The sequence below is a fragment of the Phenylobacterium sp. genome (genome assembly GCF_035276905.1).
In the GTDB taxonomy this organism is placed as follows: domain Bacteria; phylum Pseudomonadota; class Alphaproteobacteria; order Caulobacterales; family Caulobacteraceae; genus Phenylobacterium.
In genome coordinates this window covers 1-2,613 of the sequence record NZ_DATELG010000260.1, presented here as the reverse complement: position 1 = coordinate 2,613, position 2,613 = coordinate 1, and the positions used below count along the sequence as shown (strand labels likewise).

Annotated in this window: 3 protein-coding genes and 1 pseudogene; all 4 read left to right on the top strand. The window is 68.3% G+C overall.

Features of this window, described 5'->3' with window-relative positions; all coding sequences use genetic code 11:
* Positions 1-120: 120 nt before the first annotated feature.
* Positions 121-384 (top strand): flagellar biosynthesis protein FliQ, encoded by a 264-nt coding sequence (fliQ, locus tag VJS38_RS12320; protein ID WP_324088442.1) that lies wholly within the window; start codon positions 121-123, stop codon positions 382-384.
* Between the two features lie 12 nt (positions 385-396).
* Positions 397-1,152: a flagellar biosynthetic protein FliR gene (gene fliR, locus VJS38_RS12315; RefSeq protein ID WP_324088441.1), complete on the top strand. Its 756-nt coding sequence runs from the start codon at positions 397-399 to the stop codon at positions 1,150-1,152.
* A gap of 6 nt (positions 1,153-1,158) precedes the next feature.
* Entirely contained in the window at positions 1,159-2,244 is a 1,086-nt protein-coding gene (flhB, locus tag VJS38_RS12310; RefSeq protein WP_324088440.1) for a flagellar biosynthesis protein FlhB, read from the top strand.
* Between the two features lie 10 nt (positions 2,245-2,254).
* Positions 2,255-2,613: pseudogene (locus tag VJS38_RS12305) on the top strand (hypothetical protein); the annotation flags it as partial.

Sequence of the window (2,613 nt, the reverse complement as noted above, 5' to 3'; positions counted from 1 at the left end):
CACCCCGGCAAAATCTGCCGGCTTCGTTAACGAAAGTAGCCAATCGTTAACCATGATCCGCCGACCCTTGAGCCGCGTCCGCGAGGGCGATTCCGTCGGGCGGTTTAAAAGGTTGATGTCATGAACGGCGCCGAGGTTCTGGATGTCGGCCGCGACGCCATCTGGCTCACCATCCAGCTGTCGGCCCCGGTGCTGATCGTGGGCCTGGTGGTGGGGGTGGCGATCGGCCTTTTGCAGGCGCTGACCCAGGTGCAGGAGCAGACCCTGGTGTTCGCGCCGAAGATCGTCGCGGTGTTCGTCTCGCTGCTGATCTTCCTGCCGCTGATGGGCGCGCTGATGAGCGGCTTCATGCGCAACATCGCCGCCCGCATCGCCGGCATGTAGCCCGGCGCCAGCATGGAGCACTACGCCACCGCCCAGCAGGTCTTCGCGGGCGCCCTGCTCTTCGCCCGGCTGGGCGCGATCGTCATGCTGATCCCCGGCATCGGCGAGAGCTTCATCCCGGCGCGGATCCGGCTGTCCATGGCCTTCGTCATGACGCTTGCCCTCTATCCGGTGCTGACCGTGGGCGCGCCCGCCGAGCCCGCCACCGTCGCCGAGCTCGCCGGCGCGGTGACCAAGGAGGCGATGATCGGGCTGATGATCGGCGGGATCCTGCGGCTGTTCATGAACGTGCTGGCGGTCACCGGCGAGATCGTCTCCATCCAGACGACGCTGTCCTTCGCCCAGACCGCCAACCCGACCCAGGCGACCCCCTCGACCACGCTGGGCACCTTCCTGGGTCTCATGGCGCTGGTGCTGATCATGACCACCAATCTGCACCACATGTTCATCGCCGCGATCGTGCGGTCCTATTCCCTCTTCCCGTTCCGCAAGGTCGTGCCGGTCGCCGACGCGGCCCAGCTGGCGGTCCAGACCATGGGCAAGTCCTTCGCGCTCGGCCTGCAGCTGGCGGCGCCGGTGATGGTCTTCGCCTTCATCTTCAACATCGCCACCGGCCTGGTGAACCGGGTGATGCCGCAATTCCAGGTGTTCTTCGTCGCCTCGCCGCTGCTGGTGCTGACCAGCCTGTCGATTTTCGCGCTCAGCCTCGGCGTCATCGGCCTGGTCTTCATCGACCGCTTCCGCGAACTCCTGAGCGTGTTCGCTTAGACCGCCATGGCCGACGAGCACGACGCCGCATCGCGCACAGAGGAGGCGACGCCCCGCCGGCTCGAACAGGCGCGCGAGAAGGGCGACGTTCCCAAGACTCCGGAACTGCCGCAGCTCGCCTCGCTGGCGGCCAGCGTCTCGGTGCTGCTGATCGCCGGCGGCTGGATCAGCCGCAACCTGGCCGGCGCCCTCTTGCCGTTCCTCGCCCATCCGCAGGACATCCAGCTGGCGGGCGGCGGCGGGACGGCGGTGGCGCGCCACGTGCTGGAAGCGGCCCTGCCGGTGATCCTGATGGTGCTGCTCGCCGCCGGCTTCGCCGGCGTGGCCGGCAACCTCTTCCAGACCGGGCTGATGTTCACGCCCGACAAGCTGAAGCCCGACTTCAGCAAGCTCTCGCCGATGCAGGGGCTGAAGCGGGTCTTCGGCCTCGACGGCCTGATCCAGTTCGCCAAGTCGCTGGTGAAGGTGGCGATCACCGCCATCCTCGCCTGGTGGATCGTGAGGCCGCACCTGAGCGAGATGGAGCGGCTGGCCACCCTGGAGCCCGCGGCCATCCTGCCGTTCCTGATCGACATCCTGCGCCGGCTGGTGTTCGCGGTGCTGGCCCTGCTGATGGTCATCACCGGGGCGGACTGGTTCATCCAGAAGCAGCGCTTCATGGCGCGCATGCGGATGAGCAAGGAGGAGCTGAAGGAGGAGTTCAAAAACACCGAAGGCGACCCGCACGTGAAGGCGCGCCAGAAGCAGATCCGCGCCGAACGCGCCAAGCGGCGGATGATGCAGGCCGTGCCCAAGGCCACGGTGGTGGTGATGAACCCGACCCACTACGCCGTGGCGCTGAAGTATGTGCAGGGCGAGGACGACGCCCCGATCTGCGTCGCCAAGGGCATGGACGCGGTCGCCTTGAAGATCCGCGACGTCGCCAAGGAAGCCAATGTGCCGGTCATCGAGGACCCGCCGCTGGCGCGCGCCCTCTACGCCGCGGTCGAGATCGACGACGTCATCCCGCCCGCCCACTATGAAGCCGTGGCCAAGATCATCGGCTTCATCCTGAGGCAGAGCCGCCGTCGTGCGACGGCGCGCCCGCTGTGAGACAATAGCCATGACCGAATCGCTGGGCCGGCAGGGCGGCCCCGGATTTTCGCAGGGGGGCGGCGCAAGCGCGACGATGGCCGGGCCGCAGTCCAGCAGGGGCGAGCGCCGCAAGCTCGACGTGCTCACCGGGGCTGCGGTGGGCTTCTTCCTGCTGGCCGTCGGCTTCACCGCCTGGGTGGCGCTGCACTCCAGCCAGAACCTGCTGGCGACCCTGATGCTGCTGGCGGGCCTCACCGGCGTCACCTGCCTGGGGCTGATCGTCATGCGCGGCGCGCCCGAGCACGCCGCCGATCCGGAGCTTTCGCCCGAGCGGCTGATCGAGGCGCTGGACGGGGCCGCGGCCCTGGTCGCCGCCGACGGCCGGCT

What these genes read in the sequence shown, in the direction of transcription:
- flhB (WP_324088440.1), top strand. Translation starts at nt 1,159, where the DNA reads ATGGCCGACGAGCACGACGCCGCATCGCGCACAGAGGAGGCGACGCCC.
- fliQ (WP_324088442.1), top strand. Translation starts at nt 121, where the DNA reads ATGAACGGCGCCGAGGTTCTGGATGTCGGCCGCGACGCCATCTGGCTC.
- fliR (WP_324088441.1), top strand. Translation starts at nt 397, where the DNA reads ATGGAGCACTACGCCACCGCCCAGCAGGTCTTCGCGGGCGCCCTGCTC.